We start from the raw sequence: 15,499 nt of genomic DNA, 5'->3' as shown, positions 1-15,499 counted from the left end.
AAGTGTGCACAAATACATCGTGCACAAGGTACTGGCCGGTAACCGGCCTGTCATGACCAGGGGGTGGCAACCGGGGGTAACCCTCAGCGGGCCCGGGCCGCCGCCGATTCCGCCCGCTCGGCAAGCCGCCACAGCTCCGCACGCAGCCGCCCGGCCTCCGTTCCGTCGACGCCCGTCGCCGTGAGCAGTGCGCCGGGCACCCGCGCCGCCCGCTCCCGGAGTTCCTCCCCGCGCCCGGTCACGGCCACGAGCACCGACCGCTCGTCCCGCGCGGACCGCTCACGCCGGACCAGACCGGCCGCCTCCAGCCGCTTCAGCAGCGGCGAGACCGTGCCGTAGTCCAGGCGCAGGGCCGCGGCCAGGTCCTTGACCGTGGTCTCGCCGCGCTCCCAGAGGACCAGCAGGACCAGGTACTGGGGGTAGGTGAGGCCCAGCTCGTCGAGGAGCGGGCGGTAGGCCGCCGTCACCGCGCGCTGCGCGGCGTACAGCGCGAAGCACAGCTGCTCGTCCAGCAGCAGCGATCCGTCGCTCTCCTCGTTCGTCACGCGCCCATTGTCACGGACGGGCCCCGGCCGCCGGAACGGAACGCGGATCGAAACCGAAGGGCAGCTCCAGACGGTGGGCCCGCATCAGCTCCTCGTCCGAGAGGAGCTCGCCCGTCGGCCCGTCGGCCGCGATCACCCCGTCGCTGAGGACCAGGGAACGCGGGCACAGCTCCAGGGCGTACGGGAGGTCGTGCGTGACCATCAGCACGGTCACGTCCAGGGAGCGCAGGATGTCCGCCAGTTCGCGACGGGAGGCCGGGTCGAGGTTGGACGACGGCTCGTCCAGGACGAGGATCTCCGGCTCCATCGCCAGCACGGTCGCCACGGCCACCCGGCGGCGCTGCCCGAAGGACAGGTGGTGCGGCGGGCGGTCCTTGAACTCCGCCATGCCGACCCGCTCCAGCGCCCGGTCCACGCGCTCCTCCAGCTCGGGCCCCTTCAGCCCGGCCGCCGCCGGCCCGAACGCCACGTCCTCGCGGACCGTCGGCATGAAGAGCTGGTCGTCCGGGTCCTGGAAGACGATGCCGACCCGGCGCCGGACCTCGGCCATGTTCCGCTTGTCCACGGGCAGCCCGGCCACCGTCACCGTGCCGGCGCCGCCGGTCAGGATGCCGTTGAGGTGCAGCACCAGGGTCGTCTTGCCGGCGCCGTTCGGCCCGAGCAGCGCGACCCGCTCGCCGCGCGCGACCGAGAAGTCGACGCCGAAGAGGGCCTGGTGTCCGTCGGGGTAGGCGAAAGCGAGGCCCGAGACCTCGAGAGAAGCAGTCACAAGGTCCATCCCAGCAGACAGACGAGCAGCGCGGCGCAGGGGAGGGCGAGGGCGTACGACCACTGCGCCCGGGACGCGGTCACCTCGTCGATGACGGGCATCGAGCCGGCGTACCCGCGGCTGACCATGGCCAGGTGCACGCGCTCGCCGCGCTCGTAGGAGCGGATGAACAGCGCGCCCGCCGACTTGGCGAGCACGCCCCAGTGCTGCACGCCCTTCGCCTCGAAGCCGCGTGACTCCCGGGCGATCCGCATCCGCCGCATCTCGTCGGTGATGACGTCGCCGTAGCGGATCATGAAGGACGCGATCTGCACGAGGAGCGGCGGGAGCTTCAGGCGCTGCAGACCGAGCAGCAGTTCGCGCAGCTCGGTCGTGGCGGCCAGCAGCACCGAGGCCGCCACGCCGAGCGTGCCCTTGGCGAGCACGTTCCAGGCGCCCCACAGGCCGTTCACGCTGAGGGACAGGCCGAGGACCTCGACCCGCTCGCCCTCCGCCACGAACGGCATGAGCACCGCGAACGCGACGAACGGCACCTCGATCAGCAGCCGCCTGAGCAGGAAGCCGGCGGGCACGCGCGCGGCGTACGCGACGGCCCCCAGCAGCACGGCGTACAGCGCGAACGCCCACATCGCCTCACGCGGCGTCGACACCACGACCACCACGAAGGCGAACACGGCCGCGAGCTTGGTGTGCGGCGGCAGGCCGTGCACGGGCGAGTGCCCGTGCCGGTACAGCTTGTGCGCGTGCCCGGCTCCCATGTCAGACGCTCGTCATGCTGGTCGTGTCCGACGGGGAGGCGTCGTCCGTACGGCGGCGGCGCACGGCCCAGAACACGCCGGTGCCCGCGACGACCGTGACGCCCACGCCGATGACGCCCGCGAGCCCCCCGGACAGGCGGGCGTCGTCGACGTCCTTGACGCCGTAGTCGGCGAGCGGGGAGTCGGCGACCGCGTGCTCCTCGGCCTTCTTGTCGATGCCGTGGTCGGTGGCGACCTTCTCCAGGCCGTCCGGGTCGGCCGAGGCGTAGAAGCTGACGAAGCCGGCCAGCACGAGGGAGGTGACCAGGCCCGCCGCCCACACCTTGCGGTGCGAGGTCCGGGCGGCCACGGGAGTGGGCTCGGGCCGCGCGTCGGGCACGTCGACCAGTTCGCCGTTCACCCGCAGCTTGAGCCTCTGCGTCAGACCGCGCGCCCCGTACACCAGATCGGGGCGCACGGCGATGACCGCGCCGACGGTCAGCGCGGTGATCACGGCCTCACCGATGCCGATGAGGACGTGCACGCCGACCATGGCGGTGGCGACCTTGCCGATGGAGACGTCGGTGGTGCCGCCGATCGCGTACATCAGGGTGAAGGCCAGTGCGGCGGCCGGGACGGAGACCAGGGCGGCGACGAAGGACGCCACGGTGACCGACCGGCGGGTGCGCGGCAGCACCTTCACCAGGCCCCGGAAGAGGGCGTAGGCGACGACCGTCGTGACGATCGCCATGTTGGTGATGTTGACGCCCAGCGCGGTCAGACCGCCGTCCGCGAACAGGATGCCCTGCATCAGCAGGACGACGGAGACGCACAGGACCCCGGTGCAGGGGCCCACGAGTATCGCCGCCAGCGCCCCGCCGAGCAGATGGCCGCTGGTGCCCGCGGCGACGGGGAAGTTCAGCATCTGCACGGCGAAGATGAACGCCGCGACGAGTCCGGCCAGCGGCGCCGTGCGCTCGTCGAGTTCGCGGCGCGCGCCGCGCAGGCTCACGGCGACGGCGCCCGCGGCGATCACGCCGGTGGCGGCGGAGGTGGGCGCGTTGATGAATCCGTCAGGTACATGCACCGTTCGATGATGTGGCTTGATGCGAATGGTTTGCAAGAGCGTGAAGCTCGTTTTATCTCACGCGTGATATATGCGCCTCCTCGGGCGCAATCCGGAAAATGTGCGACATTGGAGGGGGAGTGGACGCAGCATTTCCACTCGGATCACGCACGGTGAAGGGGCCGTCCGATGTCCGTAGTCGAGCAGTACGCGCGAGCCCACATCGTCTCGGACGCGGCCGTCCCCCTCGTCGACGAGCTGGAGGCGGTTCCGGTCAGACTGCGCTACGACCCCGACCACGACCCCCGCAAGGTGCGCATGGCGCTGCCCGGGGCCGGGGCAGGCGAGTGGACCTTCGGCCGCGAGCTGCTGGAGGAGGGGCTGCGAGCCCCCGCCGGGAGCGGCGAGGTGCGGGTGTGGCCGTGCGGCCGGGTGCAGGTCGTCGTGGAGTTCCACTCCGCGCAGGGCGTGTCGGTGGTGCAGTTCGAACGGCAGGCGTTGCTGCGGTTCCTGCGGCGGACCTACACGGCCGCCGCGGAACCCGTCACCCACTGAGCCCCTGACCTCGGCCTCGGCTACCGGCGGCTACGGTCTCGGCCACCGGTCTCGGCACCCGTTCAGCCGCCCGCCTTCAGCAGGGCCGCCACGATCGGGCCCGCCGTCGAGCCGCCGTGCCCGCCCTGCTGGACCACGCCGGCGGCAGCCAGGTCGCCCCGGTAGGCCGTGAACCAGCCGTTCGGCTTCTTCTGCCCGTCGACCTCGGCGGACCCGGTCTTCGCGCCGACGTCACCGCCGACCCCGGCCATCGCCTCGGCGGCCGTGCCGTACGCGGCCGTGTACGACATCAGCTCCCGCAGCTGCGACAGGGTGCCCGCCGGCAGGGTGCGCGAGGCCTTCGCCAGCTTGCGTCCGTCCACGTCCGGCGAGACCAGGTAGGGCTGGTGGAAGGTGCCGGACTTGACCGTCGCCGACACCGACGCCATGTTCAGCGGGTTCATACGGACCCCGCCCTGCCCGATCAGCGAGGCACCCATCTGGGCCGCCGACTGCACCGGCACCGCGCCGTCGAAGGAGGGCACGCCGATCGCCCAGTTGTTCAGCCCCAGGCCGAACACCTGCTGGGCCTCCTTCGCCAGGTCGTCGTCCTTCAGCTTCGGGGCCTGGCTGATGAAGGCCGTGTTGCAGGACCGGGCGAAGCTCGCCTTGAAGGTGCCGTTCTTGATCTCGAACTTGTCGTCGTTCTGGAACTTCCAGTGGCCGTACGTGAAGTACTTCGGACACGGGTGCTTCTTGTCCGCCGAGGCCAGGCCCTTCTCGAGCAGCAGCGACGAGGTGATGACCTTCATCGTGGAGCCGGGGGCCAGGGAACCCTGGAAGGCGGTGTTGAAGCCCGGGGAGGCGTTGGCCGCGGCCAGGATCTCGCCGGTCGACACCCGCAGCAGGACCACCGACGACCGGGCCTTCTTCGCGACCTGCTGCTCGGCCGCCGCCTGCAGGGCCGGGTCCAGCGTGGTCTTCACCGTGCCCGGCGTGCCCTCGCTCAGCTCCACCAGGGTCTTGTCGGACAGGTCCTTCGCTTTGGCGGCCTTGCCGCGCACGACCCGCAGTTCGATGCCGGCCTTGCCGCCGGCCTCCTTGCCGTACTTCTCACGGAGTCCGTCGAGGACCGGGCCGAGGGAGGCGTACTTCTTCTTGGTCAGTTCGCCGCCGTCCCGGTCGAGGGCCTTGACCGGGGGTGTGCCCGCCTCGCCGGTGACCAGGGTGTCGCCGTCCTTCAGGTCCGGGTGGACGACGGCGGAGTGCCAGTCGACCAGCGGCTTTCCGTCGCTCGGACGGCGCACCACCGTCAGGGCGCTGCTGTACATCAGCGGCTTCTCGGTGTCCTCGTACGACACCGTGGCGCGGGCGTGGAACGGGACCTTGTCGCCCTCGGGCATGCCCGAGGTGAGGGCGACGTCCTTGATGCGGGCGTCCTTGGTGTAGGAGGTGAGCAGGGACGTCGCCGCCGCCGGGTCGTCGGTGACGGCGGCGGCCCGGGCGACCTTGCCCGACTGCCAGGCGGTGAGGAAGGCCTGCGCGGTCTCGGTGACCTCGGTCGCCGACAGCGGGCCGGTCTTGACCTTGGGCTTGTGGTCCGCCGCGCGGGTCCCGTCGTCGGCGGCGGCACCGCCGCCGAACAGCGCGTAGGCACCGGCTCCGCCGCCCGCGACGACCACGGCGATCATCCCGCCGATCACGGCGGGTCTCGTCTTCCGTCGCTCGGCGACGCGCCTTCTGTTGCCCACTGCTGTTCTTTCCTCCGCGAATCCCCAGGGTCCCGTCGCCCTCAGCTGTCCCAATGTCCCAACGACGGCCACCACCCTAGAGTCCCGTCCTCCGGAGGTGAGATCAGCCACCTGTTCGTAGCACGGCTGCGACAATCGGACCGGCCGCGTCGCCGCCGTGGCCGCCCTCCTCGGTCATGGCCGCCGCCGCGATGTCGTTGCGGAAGCCGGTGAACCAGCTGTTGGACTTGGCGTTGCCGTCGACCTCGGCGGAACCGGTCTTGGCGCCGATGTCCCCGCCGAGTCCCTCCATGGCCGTGGCCGCGGTGCCCTGCGTGGCCGTGAGCCGCATCATCTGCTTGAGCTGGGCGGCGGTACTCGGCCGCAGGCCCTCGGCCTGCGCCAGCTTCCGGCCGTCGAGCTTCGGCGAGACCAGGTAGGGCTGGCGGAAGGTGCCGGTGATGGCGGTCGCGGTGACCGAGGCCATGTTCAGCGGGCTCATCTGGACCTGCCCCTGCCCGATGGCGCCCGCCGCCCGGTCCGGGCCGTCGACCGCGGGCACGCTGCCGTCGAAGGAGACGACGCCGGTCTTCCAGTCGTCCCGCCCCAGCCCGAAGCGGTCCTCGGCCTCCTTGGCCAGCGAGGCGCCCGTGAGCGGCTTCTCGTCGATGAGCTTGATGAAGGCGGTGTTGCAGGACCGCATGAAGCTGTTGGCCAGGGTGGCGTTCTCGTTGGGTTTCATATCGGTGAGGTTCTTGAACGTCTGGCTCTGCCACACGGCGGTGTCGGGACAGGGCGCCGGGCCGTTCATCGAGGTCACGCCGTTGTCGATGAGCATCGCGGCGGTGATGATCTTCATGGTGGAGCCGGGGGCGGCCTGGCCCTCGAAGGCCGCGTTGAACCCGTCCGTGCGGTTGTTGGCCACGGCCAGGACCTCGCCGGTGCTGGGCTTGACGGCGACCACCGACGACTGGGCGAACCGCTTGACCGCCTTCTCGGCCGCCGCCTGCGCGCTCGGGCTGATCGTGGTGGTGAGCTTGCCCGGCTTGCCCTTGGCGAGGGTCAGCAGCGGGGTGTCGGGAGCGCCGTCGCCCTCGTGCCGGACGACCAGCTCGATCCCGGGGGTGCCGCCGGCCTCCTCGCCGTACTTGTCGCGCAGGGCGTCCAGGACCGGGCCGAGCGAGGGGTACTTCTCCTTCGTCAGCTCGGAGCCGTCGCGGCCCACCGCCTCGATGGGCGGGTTGGCCGACTGCTCGGTGACGAGGGTGTCGTTCTTGCGCAGCTCGGGGTGCACGACGGACGCCTGCCAGTCGACCAGCGCCCGCCCGGTGGTCAGTCCGCGCACGACCTTCAGCTCGCTCCGGTAGCTCAGCGGCTCGGACTTCCCGTCGTAGGCCACCTTCGCCTTCACCGCGTACGGCACGGTCGTGCCCTTCGCCGGGCCCGGCGTGATCTTCACGTCGGTGATGTGCGCGTCGTCGGCGAAAGCGGAGAGCAGCCGCTCGGCGGCCGCGTCGTTGTTGGTGTACGACGCGGCCTTCCCGGACGCGCCCGTCTGCCAGGCCTTGAAGAAAGCGGCCGTGGTCTCCTTGACCTCGTCCTCGCCGGGCGGTCCCGTCCGCTTCTCGGCGACCCCGTCCGTGCCGCCCCCGTCACCGCTCAGCGCGCTCACGATGTTGAAGGCGCCGTACCCGGCCCCACCCACCATCACCGCGAACACGCTGCCTATGACGGCGGCCTTGACCCCCTTGCCCATCGGGCCCTCCCCGTTGAGCCTTCCGCGCTCCTTTGAACGCGTTCAGAAAGCTCGATCCCGGGAGCACTCTATGCACAAGCGATCACCGACGGGACAGGCGTTTCGATTTTTGTCCGAACACCGCCTCAGACCCACGTATCCAGCCACATCCGCGACCGCCAGTCGTCGATCGGGATGGCCTGCCCCGTGTACAGCGGCCAGAAATAGATGAAGTTCCAGGTGATCAGGAGGACCAGGACGCCTGCTGCCGTGGCGCCCGCGACGCGGCGGGTGTCGGTGGAGCGGGGCGGGCCGATGATCGCGCCGAGCAGCATCGCCACCGCCAGGCACAGGAACGGCAGGAAGACGACGGCGTAGAAGAAGAAGATCGTGCGCTCCTGGTACATGAACCAGGGCAGATATCCGGCCACGATGCCGCAGGCGATGGCACCGGCGCGCCAGTCGCGGCGGAAGAACCAGCGCCACAGGACGTAGAGGACCGCGAAGCAGGCGACCCACCACAGCAGCGGTGTGCCGAGCGCGAGGACCTCGCGGGCGCACTTCTCGCCCGCGTCGGCGGGGCAGCCGTCCTTGCCGGGGGCCGGGGACTCGTAGAAGTACGACACCGGGCGGCCCAGGACGAGCCAGCTCCACGGGTTGGACTGGTACGTGTGCGGCGACGACAGGCCGACGTGGAACTCGTACACCTGGTGCTCGTAGTGCCACAGGCTGCGCAGCCAGTCGGGCAGGAACGACCAGCCGCCGCCCTTGCCGCCGCTCGTGGCCCAGTTGCGGTAGTAGCCGCCGGAGCCGTTCGTCGCGGAGAGGATCCAGCCGGTCCAGGACAGCAGGTAGGTGACCAGGGCGACCGGGACCGTGGCGAGGAACGCCAGGCCCGTGTCCCGCTTGAGGACCGTCGAGTACGGGTGCCGCGCACCGGCGACCCGCCGCGAGCCGACGTCCCACAACACCGCCATCAGGCAGAACGCGGCCAGGATGTAGAGGCCGTTCCACTTCGTGCCGATGGCCAGGCCCAGCATCAGGCCCGCCGCCCAGCGCCAGGGGCGCCATCCCAGCCGGGCCGTCTCGGCCGTGTGCCGGTCGGGCCGGGCCCGGCCGTCCTCGTCCAGCGGCAGCGCCGCGGCGAGCCGCGCACGGGCCCGGTCCCGGTCGACCAGCAGACAGCCGAACGCGGCCAGCACGAAGAACATCAGCACACCGTCGAGCAGCGCCGTGCGGCTCATCACGAAGTGCAGCCCGTCCACCGCCATCAGCGCGCCCGCGAGACACCCGAGGAAGGTGGAGCGGAACAGCCGGCGGCCGATCCGGCACAGCAGCAGCACGGACAGCGTGCCGAGCAGCGCGGTCATGAACCGCCAGCCGAAGGGGTCGAACCCGAACATCAGCTCGCCGAGTCCGATGACGTACTTGCCCACCGGCGGGTGCACGACGTACGCCGCGTCCGACGGCAGCGTGACGTGGCCGCCCGACGACAGGATCAGGTCGTTGGCGTTCTTGTCCCAGTTGAGCTCGAACCCGCGGTGGACCAGCGCCCACGCGTCCTTGGCGTAGTACGTCTCGTCGAATATCACCGCCCTGGGGCTGCCCAGGTTCCAGAACCGCAGCACCCCCGCCAGCAGGGTCACGAACAGCGGCCCGATCCAGCCCGACCAGCGCACCAGCCGGACCGCGAGCGTGTGCGGTACGCCGAGCGTCGCCCACAGGCGCGGGGAGGGCTCGGTGTACGGCGGCACCAGGCGGTCACGGACGTCGCGGGCGTCGCTTGCGGGCTGCCCCTGGTAGCCGAAGCGGCGCAGCCGCTGCTGCCAGGACGGCCGCTGGTCGAGCGGCGTCCGGCCCTGACGGGTGTCCGTGGAGGATGCGGTACTGGTCACCGCGCCATCGTAGGGAACCGTTCTGTGTGAGTCCCGTGCATGGCCGTATGCGTCCGCATCGTCCGCCCCTGGGAGGAGTCCGCACCCGCCGCCCCTGGGAGGATGGGGGCGTGATCGGAACCCTCGTACTCGCAGGCACCCCCATCGGCGACATCGCGGACGCCCCGCCCCGGCTCGCCGAGGAACTGGCCGGAGCCGACGTCGTCGCCGCCGAGGACACGCGGCGGTTGCGCCGGCTGACCCAGGCGCTCGGCGTCACGCCGAAGGGCCGGGTGGTGTCGTACTTCGAGGGCAACGAGTCCGCCCGGACACCGGAACTGGTGGAGGAGCTGGTGGGCGGGGCGCGGGTGCTGCTCGTCACGGACGCGGGCATGCCGTCGGTCTCCGACCCGGGGTACCGGCTGGTCGCCGCCGCGGTCGAGAGGGACGTGCGGGTCACCGCCGTGCCCGGGCCGTCCGCGGTGCTCACCGCGCTCGCGCTGTCCGGGCTGCCCGTCGACCGGTTCTGCTTCGAGGGGTTCCTGCCGCGCAAGGCGGGGGAGCGGCTGGGGCGGCTGCGGGAGGTCGCCGGCGAGCGGCGGACGCTCGTCTACTTCGAGGCCCCCCACCGGCTCGACGACACGCTGTCGGCCATGGCGGAGGTGTTCGGGGCCGAGCGGCGGGCGGCGGTGTGCCGGGAGCTGACCAAGACGTACGAGGAGGTCCGGCGGGGCGGGCTCGGGGAGCTGGCCGCGTGGGCCGCGGAAGGCGTCCGCGGGGAGATCACCGTCGTGGTGGAGGGAGCGCCGGAGAAGGGGACCGAGGAGGTCGGCCCGGAGGAACTGGTGCGGCGGGTCCGGGTGCGGGAGGAGGCGGGGGAGCGGCGCAAGGAGGCGATCGCCGCGGTGGCGGTGGAGGCCGGGGTGCCGAAGCGGGTCGTCTTCGATGCCGTGGTCGCTGCGAAGAATGCCGGTGGGTGAGCCGGGTGCGGGGCGGGGGCCGGAGTGGCTTCGCGGGGCGCGGGTCGTATGGGGTTGATCGCCCGTTCCCCGCGCACCTGAAGGGGCGCTGAACACTCTCTGAGCAGGGCGCATTTCGTTTGAGCGTGCGCCCCATGCGTGAGCAAAGCGCGAGGGGTGCAGGGGCAAGGGACGCTCAAATCGGCGCCAACAGTCGACAGGTCGGCTGCCATCGGTCCGCCCGAGGAGTCCACTGGGTTGCGGGGACGGAATCGTCCTCACGCCACAGCGGACCATAGGAGCTGGCATGAGTGAGATCGCAGGGCAGACCGGGCTCCGCGCCGGTGCGACCGCAGTCGTCAACGAGTCCTACTCCTTCGCCTGCATGCGGTGCGGGCACGGCTGGGAGCAGTCGTACGAGATAGAGCACCACACGGACGCCGCGGGGCACGAATTCGTCCTCTACGTCGCGGACGGCAAGGTGGTGCCCTCCCCGCTGAGCAGGCCCGAGTGCCACAACTGCGACAGCCACGTCGTGCGGATCATGCGGCCCGGGCGGGTCGCCTCGGCACGCGACGCGGCCCACCGGCCCCGGCGCGTGCCGCCGCCGGCCGGGCCCGTGGCGGCGCCCACCACGGACGCCGGGGCCGGGACGACGGCCGACCAGGAGCAGCGCGGACCCCACCACTGGCACCTGTCCGATCTGCTGCACCCCTTCCAGCGCAAGGCGAGCTGACCTGTCCGGTTCCCCTTGGCGACGCCCTCCCCGGTCCTCCCCACGGGGGAGGGCGTACCCCTTTCGTAGGATCGGGGCATGCCTTCGAACGCCTCCGGCCGCCAGGACAAGAACGCGGCCCCGCCCCTTCCGGAGCCCCTGCGGGTGCCGGTGGCCGACTCCCACACCCATCTGGACATGCAGTCCGGCACGGTCGAGCAGGCGCTGGCGAAGGCGGCGTCGGTCGGCGTGACGACGGTCGTGCAGGTCGGCTGCGACCTCAAGGGCTCGCGGTGGGCCGCGGAGACGGCAGCCGCGCACGACGCCGTCCACGCGACGGTCGCCCTGCACCCGAACGAGGCCCCCCGCATCGTGCACGGCGACCCCGACGGGTGGTCGCGGCAGGGCGCCCGCGAACCCGGCGGGCCGGCCGCCCTGGACGAGGCACTCGCCGAGATCGACCGGCTCGCGGCGTTGCCGCAGGTCAAGGGCGTCGGCGAGACCGGCCTCGACTACTTCCGCACCGGGCCCGAGGGCAAAGAGGCGCAGGAGCGGTCCTTCCGTGCCCACATCGAGATCGCCAAGCGGCACGGCAAGGCCCTGGTCATCCACGACCGCGAGGCCCACGCCGACGTCCTGCGGGTGCTGAAGGAGGAGGGCGCCCCCGAGCGGACCGTCTTCCACTGCTACTCCGGCGACGCCGAGATGGCCGAGATCTGCGCGAGCGCCGGCTACTTCATGTCCTTCGCCGGCAACGTCACCTTCAAGAACGCCCAGAGCCTGCGGGACGCGGTGGCGGTGGCCCCGCCGGAGCTCCTCCTCGTGGAGACGGACGCGCCCTTCCTCACCCCCGCTCCCTACCGAGGGCGGCCCAACGCCCCCTACCTCGTGCCGATCACGGTGCGGGCCATGGCCGAGGTGCGGGGCGTCGACGAGGACACGCTGGCCACGGCCCTCGGCGCCAACACGGCACGCGCGTTCGGCTACTGACCCGCCCGGTCGCCCACCGCCCACCCTCACCGTACGACTGTGCGTAGTCGCGTCGCTTTGGAGAGTGACGACCGCTCCGCTAGGTTCTGGGGGCCCGATCCGGACCCCTCTGGACCCCCTCCGGCCCCTGGAGCGCGTCGGCGTGAGCAACTCCCGGTACGAGACGTACGAGCCGTACGAAATGTACGAGCCGTACGAGCCGTACGAGCCGTACGAGACATACGAGATGCACAAGGCGTGCGAGACGTACGAGGCGGCGTACGAGGCGTATGCCGCGTACGGGTCGTACGAGGCCTATGCCGCGTACGGCCCCGCCTGCGCCGCCGGCCCGGTGTACGGCGGGTTCGACGTGTCGCCGGCAGATCTGCACAGCGCCGAGACCCTCGCCTACGGGACGCCCGCGCCGCCCGGCGCCTACGAGGACACCTACCGGCCCGCCTACGAGGCGCCGACCCTGCCCGCACTGCCCCGGCAGGGCGCCCTCCACGGCGGGTCCGCCCCCGCCGCCCGGCCCGTGGGGCACCCCGAGCCCGGCCCGGGCCTGCGCGCCGGGTCGCCTGCCGCGGCGCGCACCGGCTCGCACCGCAGGTCCGCGCACCGACGCAAGGCGCGCTACGCCGAGCGCCCGGACAGTCCCATGCGACGGCTGCTCCCGCAGGCCCTCGTCGTCGCCTTCCTGGCCGGCGGCACCACGGCGTTCGTCGCCGAGGACAAGGCGATCGAGCTCAACGTCGACGGCGAGGCCCGCACCCTGCACACCTTCGCCGACGACGTCACCGAGCTGCTGGCGGAGGAGGACGTCGAGATCGGCTCCCAGGACGTGGTCGCGCCCGGCCCCGGCACGCGGATCAGCAGCGGCGACGAGATCGCCGTGCACTACGCCCGCCCCGTGCGGCTCACCCTCGACGGACACCGGCGTGAGGTGTGGACGACCGCCCACACGGTGGAGGGAGCGCTGCGGCAGCTCGGTGTGCGCCAGGAGGGCGCGTACGTGTCCACCTCGCGCTCGCGGCACATCGGACGCGAGGGGCTCGCGCTGGACGTGCGGACCGAGCGCACGGTCACGATCATGGCGGACGGCCGCGCCCGCACGGTACGCACCAACGCGGCGACCGTTCGGGAGGCCGTGGAGGAGGCCGGGATCACCCTGCGCGGCCAGGACACCACCTCGGTCCCGCAGGGCAGCTTCCCGCGTGACGGGCAGACCGTCACGGTGCTGCGCATCACCGGCGGCAAGGAGGTCCGCGAGGAGCAGATCCCGTTCCAGGTGCGGTGGACGGAGGACCCGGCCCTGTTCCGCGGCACCGAGGTGGTGGAGCGGGCGGGCGAGCCGGGCCTGCGCCGGATCACCTTCTCCCTGCGCACGGTCAACGGCGTCCGGCAGAAGCCGCGCCGGATCAGGTCCGAGGTGGTGCGCGAGCCGCGCCCGCAGATCGTGAAGGTCGGCACCAAGCCGCGCCCCGCGTCCGTGCGGGGCGCCGACCACCTCGACTGGCAGGGCCTCGCGGCCTGCGAGTCCGGCGGACGGCCCGACGCGGTCGACTCCTCGGGCACCTACGGCGGCCTCTACCAGTTCGACACCCGCACCTGGCAGTCCCTCGGCGGCCGTGGCCGCCCCCAGGACGCCCCGGCGGCGGAGCAGACGTACCGGGCGAAGAAGCTCTACGTGCGCCGGGGCACCAGCCCGTGGCCGCACTGCGGGGAACGGCTGCACGGGTAGCGGACCCCGGCTCGCGAACCCCCCGTACCCTTGTCCCCGTGACCAGCAGCCCCACCCCTGACGCCCTCCTGGGCCCCGCCGACGTCCGCGAACTCGCGGCAGCCCTCGGCGTACGCCCGACCAAGCAACGCGGACAGAACTTCGTGATCGACGCGAACACCGTCCGCCGTATCGTCCGCACCGCACAGGTCCGCCCCGACGACGTGGTCGTCGAGGTCGGCCCGGGGCTCGGGTCGCTCACCCTCGCGCTGCTGGAGGCCGCCGACCGGGTCACGGCGGTGGAGATCGACGACGTGCTGGCCGGCGCGCTGCCCGCGACCGTCACGGCCCGCATGCCGGAGCGCGCCGACCGGTTCGCCCTGGTCCACTCGGACGCCATGCACGTCACCGAGCTGCCGGGGCCCGCCCCGACCGCGCTGGTCGCCAACCTCCCCTACAACGTCGCCGTCCCCGTGCTGCTGCACATGCTGGACACCTTCCCGACCATCGAACGCACCCTCGTCATGGTCCAGGCGGAGGTCGCCGACCGGCTCGCCGCCCCGCCCGGCTCGAAGGTCTACGGCGTCCCCTCGGTCAAGGCCAACTGGTACGCCGAGGTGAAACGGGCCGGTGCCATCGGGCGGAACGTGTTCTGGCCCGCGCCCAACGTCGACAGCGGCCTGGTCTCCCTGGTCCGCCGGAGCGAGCCGCTGAAGACGGCGGCCTCGAAGCGGGAGGTGTTCGCCGTCGTCGACGCGGCGTTCGCCCAGCGCCGCAAGACGCTGCGGGCCGCGCTCTCCGGCTGGGCCGGATCGGCCGCCGCCGCCGAGGAGGCCCTGCTCGCCGCCGGGGTCTCGCCGCAGGCCCGGGGCGAGTCGCTGACCGTGGAAGAGTTCGCGCGTATCGCCGAGCACAAGGCGAACCGGCACCAGGAGAAGGAGACCGCGTGAGCGTCACGGTCCGCGTCCCGGCCAAGGTCAACGTCCAGCTGGGGGTCGGCGCCGCCCGCCCCGACGGCTACCACGACCTCGCCAACGTCTTCCTCGCGGTCGGCCTCTACGACGAGATCACCGTCACCCCGGCCGACGAGCTGCGCGTCACCTGCGAGGGCCCGGACGCCGACCAGGTCCCCCTGGACCGTACGAACCTGGCGGCGCGGGCCGCCGAGGCGCTCGCCGCACGGTACGGACTCAGCCCCGGCGTCCACATCCACATCGCCAAGGACATCCCCGTCGCCGGCGGCATGGCCGGCGGCAGCGCGGACGGCGCCGGAGCCCTGGTGGCCTGCGACGCCCTGTGGGGGACCGGCGCCTCCCGGGACGAACTGCTCGGCATCTGCGCGGAGCTGGGCAGCGACGTGCCGTTCAGCCTGGCCGGCGGGGCCGCCCTCGGTATCGGGCGGGGTGAGCAGCTGACGCCCCTGGAGGTCGGCGGCACCTTCCACTGGGTGTTCGCGATGGCCGGGCGGGGCCTGTCCACCCCGGCGGTGTTCCGCGAGTTCGACCGGCTCGGCGAAGGCACGGACATCCCCGAACCCGTCGCCTCCGGGGAACTCCTCGCCGCCCTCGCCAAGGGCGACCCGGACGCGCTCGCCGCCGCCGTCTCCAACGACCTCCAGCCCGCGGCCCTCTCCCTCTTCCCGGAACTGGCCGGCACCCTGGCCGCGGGCCGGGCCGCCGGTGCCCTCACCGCACTCGTCTCGGGTTCCGGCCCGACCACCGCCTTCCTGGTCCGGGGCCCGGAGGCGGCGGCCGCGGTGGCGCAGGCCCTGCTGGCGTCGGGAACGTGCCGGACGGTGCGCACGGCGTCGGGCCCGGCCCCCGGCGCGACGATCGTCGACGCCTCGGAGACGGTCCCCGGACGCTGACCGTGCGCCTCGGCGACCATCGTCGAACGTCGACCTCGTGCGCCCGGTGTCGGCCCCGGGGCAACCGTGTGCCTCGGCGGCCGTCGTCGAACGTCGACCTCGTGCTCCCCGGCGTCGGGCCCCGGGCGTTGATCCCCTGCCTCGGCGGCGGCTCTCGCGCGTTCATCACGTGCCCCCGGTGTCGGCCCCGGGGCACCGTGCGCCTCGGCGGCCGTCGTCGAACGTCGACCTCGTGCTCCCTGGCGTCGGGCCCCGGGCGTTGATCCCCTGCCTCGGCGG

General features: G+C 72.5%; 14 protein-coding genes. 7 read left to right on the top strand and 7 right to left on the bottom strand.

Features of this window, described 5'->3' with window-relative positions:
- Nucleotides 1-83: 83 nt before the first annotated feature.
- The 4 genes from AB0937_RS17875 to AB0937_RS17860 are packed head-to-tail and all read right to left on the bottom strand — an operon-like array spanning nucleotide 84 to nucleotide 3,138.
- Nucleotides 84-545, bottom strand: coding sequence for a MarR family transcriptional regulator (locus AB0937_RS17875; RefSeq protein ID WP_366712736.1), 462 nt, complete (start codon nucleotides 543-545; stop codon nucleotides 84-86).
- A gap of 10 nt (nucleotides 546-555) precedes the next feature.
- Nucleotides 556-1,323: an ABC transporter ATP-binding protein gene (locus AB0937_RS17870; RefSeq protein WP_366712735.1), complete on the bottom strand. Its 768-nt coding sequence runs from the start codon at nucleotides 1,321-1,323 to the stop codon at nucleotides 556-558.
- Nucleotides 1,311-2,072 (bottom strand): cobalt ECF transporter T component CbiQ, encoded by a 762-nt coding sequence (gene cbiQ, locus AB0937_RS17865; protein WP_366712734.1) that lies wholly within the window; start codon nucleotides 2,070-2,072, stop codon nucleotides 1,311-1,313. The genes AB0937_RS17870 and cbiQ overlap by 13 nt, the downstream gene beginning before the upstream one ends.
- A gap of 1 nt (nucleotide 2,073) precedes the next feature.
- Nucleotides 2,074-3,138 carry an energy-coupling factor ABC transporter permease gene (locus AB0937_RS17860; protein WP_366712732.1) on the bottom strand — a complete coding sequence of 355 codons (1,065 nt, stop codon included), beginning with the start codon at nucleotides 3,136-3,138 and terminating at the stop codon, nucleotides 2,074-2,076.
- A gap of 168 nt (nucleotides 3,139-3,306) precedes the next feature.
- Between AB0937_RS17860 and AB0937_RS17855 the strand changes: the two genes are divergently transcribed.
- Nucleotides 3,307-3,672, top strand: coding sequence for an SsgA family sporulation/cell division regulator (locus AB0937_RS17855; protein WP_366712730.1), 366 nt, complete (start codon nucleotides 3,307-3,309; stop codon nucleotides 3,670-3,672).
- Nucleotides 3,673-3,734: 62 nt separating this feature from the next.
- On the opposite strand, the gene AB0937_RS17850 is transcribed toward AB0937_RS17855, so the two are convergent.
- The 3 genes from AB0937_RS17850 to AB0937_RS17840 form a co-directional block, all read right to left on the bottom strand.
- On the bottom strand, nucleotides 3,735-5,402 hold the full coding sequence (locus tag AB0937_RS17850) for a penicillin-binding transpeptidase domain-containing protein (RefSeq protein WP_366712728.1): 1,668 nt from the start codon (nucleotides 5,400-5,402) through the stop codon (nucleotides 3,735-3,737).
- A 103-nt stretch (nucleotides 5,403-5,505) separates the two neighbouring features.
- Nucleotides 5,506-7,137, bottom strand: a complete 1,632-nt coding sequence (locus tag AB0937_RS17845; protein ID WP_366712727.1) for a penicillin-binding transpeptidase domain-containing protein — start codon at nucleotides 7,135-7,137, stop codon at nucleotides 5,506-5,508.
- A 125-nt stretch (nucleotides 7,138-7,262) separates the two neighbouring features.
- Nucleotides 7,263-9,011 carry a phospholipid carrier-dependent glycosyltransferase gene (locus AB0937_RS17840; RefSeq protein ID WP_366712725.1) on the bottom strand — a complete coding sequence of 583 codons (1,749 nt, stop codon included), beginning with the start codon at nucleotides 9,009-9,011 and terminating at the stop codon, nucleotides 7,263-7,265.
- Nucleotides 9,012-9,121: 110 nt separating this feature from the next.
- Here AB0937_RS17840 and rsmI point away from each other — a divergent pair, with 110 nt between their 5' ends.
- The 6 genes from rsmI (at nucleotide 9,122) to AB0937_RS17810 (ending at nucleotide 15,220) form a co-directional block, all read left to right on the top strand.
- Nucleotides 9,122-9,970: a 16S rRNA (cytidine(1402)-2'-O)-methyltransferase gene (gene rsmI, locus AB0937_RS17835; RefSeq protein ID WP_366712723.1), complete on the top strand. Its 849-nt coding sequence runs from the start codon at nucleotides 9,122-9,124 to the stop codon at nucleotides 9,968-9,970.
- A gap of 286 nt (nucleotides 9,971-10,256) precedes the next feature.
- Complete coding sequence (locus AB0937_RS17830; RefSeq protein WP_366712722.1) at nucleotides 10,257-10,685, top strand: hypothetical protein; 429 nt, start codon at nucleotides 10,257-10,259, stop codon at nucleotides 10,683-10,685.
- Between the two features lie 78 nt (nucleotides 10,686-10,763).
- The gene (locus AB0937_RS17825; RefSeq protein ID WP_366712720.1) at nucleotides 10,764-11,654 is read left to right on the top strand and encodes a TatD family hydrolase; all 891 of its coding nucleotides are present in this window, start codon (nucleotides 10,764-10,766) and stop codon (nucleotides 11,652-11,654) included.
- 226 nt (nucleotides 11,655-11,880) lie between these two features.
- Nucleotides 11,881-13,374 (top strand): ubiquitin-like domain-containing protein, encoded by a 1,494-nt coding sequence (locus AB0937_RS17820; RefSeq protein WP_366712843.1) that lies wholly within the window; start codon nucleotides 11,881-11,883, stop codon nucleotides 13,372-13,374.
- 38 nt (nucleotides 13,375-13,412) lie between these two features.
- Nucleotides 13,413-14,303, top strand: a complete 891-nt coding sequence (rsmA, locus tag AB0937_RS17815) for a 16S rRNA (adenine(1518)-N(6)/adenine(1519)-N(6))-dimethyltransferase RsmA (protein ID WP_366712718.1) — start codon at nucleotides 13,413-13,415, stop codon at nucleotides 14,301-14,303.
- Entirely contained in the window at nucleotides 14,300-15,220 is a 921-nt protein-coding gene (locus tag AB0937_RS17810; protein WP_366712717.1) for a 4-(cytidine 5'-diphospho)-2-C-methyl-D-erythritol kinase, read from the top strand. The genes rsmA and AB0937_RS17810 overlap by 4 nt, the downstream gene beginning before the upstream one ends.
- Nucleotides 15,221-15,499: the final 279 nt, after the last annotated feature.

The sequence above is a fragment of the Streptomyces sp. NPDC047880 genome (assembly GCF_040706515.1).
In the GTDB taxonomy this organism is placed as follows: domain Bacteria; phylum Actinomycetota; class Actinomycetes; order Streptomycetales; family Streptomycetaceae; genus Streptomyces.
This window is presented reverse-complemented; position numbering and strand designations above follow the sequence as displayed.

What these genes read in the sequence shown, in the direction of transcription:
- AB0937_RS17820 (WP_366712843.1), top strand. Translation starts at nt 11,881, where the DNA reads ATGCACAAGGCGTGCGAGACGTACGAGGCGGCGTACGAGGCGTATGCC.
- cbiQ (WP_366712734.1), bottom strand. Translation starts at nt 2,072, where the DNA reads ATGGGAGCCGGGCACGCGCACAAGCTGTACCGGCACGGGCACTCGCCC.
- AB0937_RS17830 (WP_366712722.1), top strand. Translation starts at nt 10,257, where the DNA reads ATGAGTGAGATCGCAGGGCAGACCGGGCTCCGCGCCGGTGCGACCGCA.
- AB0937_RS17870 (WP_366712735.1), bottom strand. Translation starts at nt 1,323, where the DNA reads ATGGACCTTGTGACTGCTTCTCTCGAGGTCTCGGGCCTCGCTTTCGCC.
- AB0937_RS17825 (WP_366712720.1), top strand. Translation starts at nt 10,764, where the DNA reads ATGCCTTCGAACGCCTCCGGCCGCCAGGACAAGAACGCGGCCCCGCCC.
- AB0937_RS17855 (WP_366712730.1), top strand. Translation starts at nt 3,307, where the DNA reads ATGTCCGTAGTCGAGCAGTACGCGCGAGCCCACATCGTCTCGGACGCG.
- AB0937_RS17845 (WP_366712727.1), bottom strand. Translation starts at nt 7,137, where the DNA reads ATGGGCAAGGGGGTCAAGGCCGCCGTCATAGGCAGCGTGTTCGCGGTG.